Annotated in this window: 4 protein-coding genes; all 4 read left to right on the forward strand. The window is 68.8% G+C overall.

The window, feature by feature from the left end; genetic code table 11:
* Positions 1 to 188 precede the first annotated feature (188 nt).
* Positions 189 to 1,793, forward strand: a complete 1,605-nt coding sequence (mptB, locus tag ACLL9L_RS18320; RefSeq protein ID WP_411286087.1) for a polyprenol phosphomannose-dependent alpha 1,6 mannosyltransferase MptB — start codon at positions 189 to 191, stop codon at positions 1,791 to 1,793.
* A gap of 123 nt (positions 1,794 to 1,916) precedes the next feature.
* The gene (locus tag ACLL9L_RS18325) at positions 1,917 to 2,102 is read left to right on the forward strand and encodes a hypothetical protein (RefSeq protein ID WP_411286088.1); all 186 of its coding nucleotides are present in this window, start codon (positions 1,917 to 1,919) and stop codon (positions 2,100 to 2,102) included.
* 405 nt (positions 2,103 to 2,507) lie between these two features.
* Positions 2,508 to 4,700 (forward strand): glycogen debranching protein GlgX, encoded by a 2,193-nt coding sequence (gene glgX, locus ACLL9L_RS18330; RefSeq protein ID WP_411286089.1) that lies wholly within the window; start codon positions 2,508 to 2,510, stop codon positions 4,698 to 4,700.
* A gap of 7 nt (positions 4,701 to 4,707) precedes the next feature.
* A partial coding sequence (locus ACLL9L_RS18335) for a 4-alpha-glucanotransferase (RefSeq protein ID WP_411286090.1) occupies positions 4,708 to 6,000 on the forward strand: 1,293 nt, incomplete at its 3' end.

A 6,000-nucleotide genomic window follows, 5' to 3' on the forward strand; every position in this document is an offset into this window, starting at 1 on the left:
TATGTGGGGATATGCATCTCCACCGCGGGTCCACGGGGGCTCCACCGGGCAGGTCGAGCGAGGTGAGGTGCGACACGTGCGGCGCGCCGACGGGCGCGCAGACATGCCGGGGATGGTGGCCACGGGCTACCCTGAATGCGGTCCACTGTTGCTCGGGCCGTGCCGAGACGACGCTTGGACGACCACCGATGACAGACACGCTTGTGCGCCGGGCCCTCGTGGTCGGCACCGCCGCCCGGTGGGGTGCGGCCCTGGAGGGTGCGTGGGCGGTGCCCGCCGTGCGGCAGGGCACGTGGGGTTCGGGCCTCATCCTCGTCGGCTCGCTGACGCCTGCCTTCCTGCCCGAGGACAACGCCTTCGACCACATCTGGCTGCTGCGGCAACTGCAGTTCGGGGCGGGACGGGTGCTCGCCACGGCCCTGCTGCTCCTCGGCGTCTTCATCCTCTTGCGTGCCTGGCTGCGGCTCCACCCCCGCGACGACGGCGTCGACGTCAGCCGGGCCACGCTGGCTCTTTGGGGCCTGCCGCTGCTGCTGGCGCCCCCGCTGTTCAGCAGCGACGCCTACAGCTATGCCGCGCAGGGGCGAATCGTCCACCAGGGGTTCGACCCCTACTCGGTGGGGCCGGGGCTCATCGGTGGTCAGTTCGGCGAGCAGGTCGACCCCCTCTGGCTCTGGACGCCGGCGCCCTACGGTCCCCTGGCGCTGCAGATCCAGCACTTCGTCGTCGACCTCATGCAGAGCAACCCCTACGCGTCCGCGGTGGGGATGCGGTTGCCTGCCGTCGCGGCGCTGGTGGTCATCGCCACGCTGCTGCCGCGCATCGCCACGGCGCTCGGTCGGGACGCGCGGTTCGCGCTGTGGCTCGGCGTCCTCAACCCCCTGACCGTCCTGCACCTGCTCGGCGGGGCCCACAACGACGTCATGATGATCGCCCTCGTCGTGCTCGCCCTGTGGCTCGCGACCCAGCGGCGCCTCGTGCTGGCGTCCCTGGCCGTCGCCCTGGCCGCCTCGGTCAAGCAGCCCGCCATCGTGGCGGTCGTGGCGGTGGGTCTACTCTGCGCTCCGGCTGCGCCGCGGTCGCGTCAGGGCTCGTGGACCCGGGAGCGTCTCGTCCACGTCGGGCTCGCATCCGGCGTCGCGGCCGGCGGCTTCGCCCTCATTACGGCCCTCTCCGGCCTGGGCTACGGCTGGCTCGGCGCGATGCACGTCCCGGGCGAGGTACGCACCTACCTCGCCCCGTCCACGGCCCTCGGCTCCCTGCTCGAGTTCCTCATGACGCTGACGGGGCACCGGGTCGGCGCCGGCTACGCCGTCCCGGCCGTGCGCGCCGTGGGTCTGCTGGTCTGCGCAGGCATCGTGGGCTGGCTGGTCGTCCGGAAGGCTCCCCGTCAGCCAGTGACCGCGCTCGTGGCGATCTTCCTGGCCATCGTCGTCCTGGCTCCGTCGCTGCACCCGTGGTACGTCCTGTGGGGCGGGCTGCTGCTCGGCCTCACCTCCGTGGACCGGGCCCGGCTGCGGGCGGCGACGTGGCTGACGGTGCTCTTCGCGTGCTACGGCGTCATCGACTTCTCGGTGCACAACGGGCTCGTCGCGTTCGGCGTCTCCGGTGGCCTCGCGCTGCTCTGGCTGGCGACCGGGCATGACCGCGAGCTGGTCCACCTGGCCGACCTTGGTCCGCGTCGACTGCCGCGCCCGGGACTGGTGCGGTCGGAGGGCCGGGTCGCGAAGGAGTCCGCAGACGTTGATGCGGATGCTGCTCCCCGGGACGCGCCCGCTCGCCGCTCCGCCTGAGACCGGATGACCCTGGGTGGCTGTGGCTCGAACGCCACAGATGCGCACCTGAGCACCATCCCGGCTCGCGACCTACGCAACCACACGTGATCGGTGCTGCGGCAGGTCTCGGAGGGTGAGCCCGTGATGATCAGCCTCAACGGCCTGCCGGTGGCTGAGCTCAATTCGATCCCCTCTACCCGACGGCTGTCGCTCTCCCGAGCGGAGTTCCTCGCGCAGCTCGTGGGGCGTCAGGCTGATGCGGTTCTTCGAGGCGACCTTCGCGATCTCGGGGACGTGACGACAGACGACCTGGGGCCGATTCGTTGACCAGGCGCCGACCGCTCGATCGAGCGGCCAGGGGGCTCCTCGACACCGGGCACCTGCCGGACAAGCCGGACGTGTCTGTTGTGACCCTCGCCGAAGGGCAGGCTGGGTGCTGGCAGCCAAGGACACGCTCACCCCGGCACGACGCCTTCGCAGCGCTCGCAGTGATCGGCGGGCCAGAGGTCATCAGAGTCTGACGGTCCTCGCTCGGCCACCTCGGTCGTCGCAGTGGCAGGCCGGTGGACCGCACGAGCCGCGCCGCGGCATCCCGCGCCGTTCCCGGGGGCCCGAGACCCGGGCGTTGGCCTTCTCGCCGCGGTGCCACTCTAGGATGGAGGCCGACCGCGCCAGTGACGCCCCGGTCCGACCCCCCTGCGGCGACGTGCCGCGAGAACCTGGAAGGGACTCATGGAAACCTGGCCCGGCAAGCCCTACCCGCTCGGTGCGACCTACGACGGCAGCGGTGTCAACTTCGCCGTCTTCTCGGAGGTTGCCGACAAGGTCGAGCTCTGCCTCGTGGACGACGGGGGCACCGAGACCCGGATCGCGCTGCCCGAGGTGGACGGGTTCGTCTGGCACGGGTTCATCCCGGGCATCCAGCCGGGGCAGCGCTACGGCTTCCGCGTGCACGGTCCCTACGACCCCGAGCAGGGCCACCGGTGCAACCCCGCCAAGCTCCTCCTCGACCCCTATGCCAAGGCGATGGACGGCGAGATGGACGGCGACCCGTCGCTGTTCTCCTACGAGTTCGACGACCCCAACGCCGGTCTCGACAACGTCGCCAACACGGACGACAGCCTCGGCCACACCCTGATGTCCGTCGTCACCAACCCGTTCTTCGACTGGGGCCAGGACCGCTCGCCGGGCCACGAGTATCACGAGAGCGTCATCTACGAGGCCCACGTCAAGGGCCTGACCATGCAGCATCCCGAGATCCCCGAGGAGATCCGCGGGACGTATGCCGCCATCGCCCACCCGGCGACGATCACCCACCTCACCAACCTCGGTGTCACCGCCATCGAGCTGATGCCCGTGCACCAGTTCGTCCAGGACTTCACCCTCCTGGACAAGGGCCTGCGCAACTACTGGGGCTACAACACCATCGGGTTCCTCGCGCCACACAACGGGTACGCCGCCTACGGCACCCGGGGGCAGCAGGTCACCGAGTTCAAGACGATGGTCAAGGCGCTGCACGAGGCCGACATCGAGGTCATCCTCGACGTCGTCTACAACCACACGGCCGAGGGCAACCACCTCGGGCCGACCCTGGCCTTCCGCGGACTGGACAACAACGCCTACTACCGTCTCGTGCAGGAGGACCTCGGTCACTACTACGACACGACCGGCACCGGGAACTCGCTGCTCATGCGGCACCCGCACGTGCTCCAGCTGATCATGGACTCGCTGCGCTACTGGGTCCTCGAGATGCACGTCGACGGCTTCCGCTTCGACCTCGCCGCGACGCTGGCCCGCCAGTTCCACGAGGTCGACCGCCTGTCGGCGTTCTTCGACCTCGTGCAGCAGGACCCGGTGGTGAGCCAGGTCAAGCTCATCGCCGAGCCGTGGGACGTCGGCGAGGGCGGCTACCAGGTGGGCAACTTCCCACCGCAGTGGTCGGAGTGGAACGGTCGGTACCGCGACACGATCCGCGACTTCTGGCGCGGCGAACCCTCCACACTCGCCGAGTTCGGCTACCGCTTCACCGGCAGCTCCGACCTGTACGAAGCCGACACCCGACGCCCGACCGCCTCGATCAATTTCGTCACCGCACACGACGGCTTCACGTTGCGCGACCTCGTGTCGTACAACGACAAGCACAACGACGCCAACGGTGAGAACGGCAACGACGGCGAGTCACACAACCGTTCGTGGAACCACGGCGCCGAGGGCCCCACCGACGACGCCGGTATCGCTGCGTTCCGCGCTCGGCAGCAACGCAACCTGGTGACCACGCTGCTGCTCTCGCAGGGCGTGCCGATGCTGCTCGGCGGCGACGAACTCGGACACACCCAGGGCGGCAACAACAACGCCTACTGCCAGGACAACGAGATCTCGTGGTTCAGCTGGGACAACGTCGACACCGACTTCGCGAAATGGTGTCAGCGAATCATCTCGTTCCGCCGCGAACATCCGGTCTTCCGGCGCCGCCGGTGGTTCCAAGGTCGCAAGATACGCGGCATCGACGATCTCGCCTGGCTGCGTCCTGACGGCGAGGAGATGACCGACGACGACTGGGACGCCGGGTTCGCACGCGCCGTGGCCGTGTTCATGAACGGCGCCACGATCCCGACCACCGACGCCTATGGCGAACGCATCGTCGACGACTCGTTCCTGGTGATCTTCAATGCGTCGGACGAGCAGATCGACTGGTGCATTCCCGGACCCGAGTGGAGCCGGCGTTGGACGATCGACCTCAACACTGCAGACCCGAAGCGGGGTGTCTCTCGCAGCGCCAACAAGCGCCCCGGCGACCGGCTGGCGGTGCCCGACCGCTCGATGGTGGTGCTGCGTTCCGTGAAACCACCGAGCCGCGACCCCGTCCTTCAACGACCGGCTGCGTCGATCATGGAGATGTTGCCCGAGAAAGACGTCGGGCGATGATGGCGCGATGACGACCGACGCACTGCGATCACGTGCCGAGCAACTCGGGATCCTCACCAGCCATCACGACGTGAACGGCACGCTGCACCACGCAGACGACACCACCGTTTCCCACGTGGTCGCGGTGCTCGAAGCCGACCTGGCGTCGGCACGTTCGACCTCCCGGCTGGCGCCACCTCTGCATCTCGCCGGATCGGGGCCGCTGGTCGTGGGAGCCCACGTCACCGAAGCGAACCTGGTCGTGTCCGGGGCACCCGTCGACGTCGAGGTGGAGCACGGCAACGATGAGGACACCATCGATCTGCCGACGGAACTTCCGTGGGGATGCCATCAACTCCGATTCGACACCGATCGCGGGCCGGGCGAAACCGTCGTCGTGGTCGCCCCGCCGACCATGCTGCGCAGTGACCGGTTCGAAGGGGCCAGCGGGCTCTTCGCTCCCACCTACGCACTGTGGGAACACCAACGGCCGCTGCCATCGTTCGCCCACCTCCACGACCTCGCCCGCGCTGCGAAGGCGAACGGTATCGAGGTGGTGTCGACGCTGCCGCTCTACGCGACCTACCTCGACGAGCCATTCGACCCCAGCCCCTACTCGCCGGTGAGTCGGCTGCACTGGAACGAGGTATACCTCGACGACACCGGGCTGCCCGCTGCACCTGTCCCCACCGTCGGCTCCATCATCGACTGGGGCGCGCTCGCAGCTCGACGGCGACGTCAACTCGTCGACGCGACCAATGCACTGAGCCCCGAGATGCAGGACCAGCTGACAGCATTCGCCGCCGCACATCCTGACGTCGGCTCGTACGCGCGGTTCCGTGCCGGTCGAGACGCCGACGGCGACCTGATCGTCGAACAGTCTCATCTCCTCGCGCAATACCTCGCCGATCAACAGCTCGGCGCGATTCGAGCCGATCCCAACGCCGCGGCGCTCGCTCTCGATCTCCCGATCGGGTCGCACCCACAGGGCTACGAGGTGTGGGCCGACCCGTCGATGTTCGCACCCCAGATGAGCGTCGGTGCTCCCCCCGACTCGTTCTTCGCCGACGGCCAGAACTGGGGTTTCCCGCCACCGTTGCCGTCAGCGATGCATGCGAGCGGCCATCGACTGTGGCGCCAACTGATCGAACGGGTCGGCCGTCACGCGGACATCTTGCGCATCGATCATGCCATGGCGGTGCATCGCCTGTGGTGGGTGCCCGAGGGCTTCTCCGCCACGCATGGTGTCTATGTGAGGTACCCGCAAGACGAGATCCTTGCGGTGATCGCCGCGTCGGCGGCCTCCGCCGGCGTCACGATC

The organism is Lapillicoccus sp., from assembly GCF_046595215.1.
In the GTDB taxonomy this organism is placed as follows: domain Bacteria; phylum Actinomycetota; class Actinomycetes; order Actinomycetales; family Dermatophilaceae; genus Lapillicoccus.

Excerpts from the sequence above, each read along its gene's own strand:
- mptB (WP_411286087.1), top strand. The coding sequence starts at position 189 with ATGACAGACACGCTTGTGCGCCGGGCCCTCGTGGTCGGCACCGCCGCC.
- glgX (WP_411286089.1), top strand. The coding sequence starts at position 2,508 with ATGGAAACCTGGCCCGGCAAGCCCTACCCGCTCGGTGCGACCTACGAC.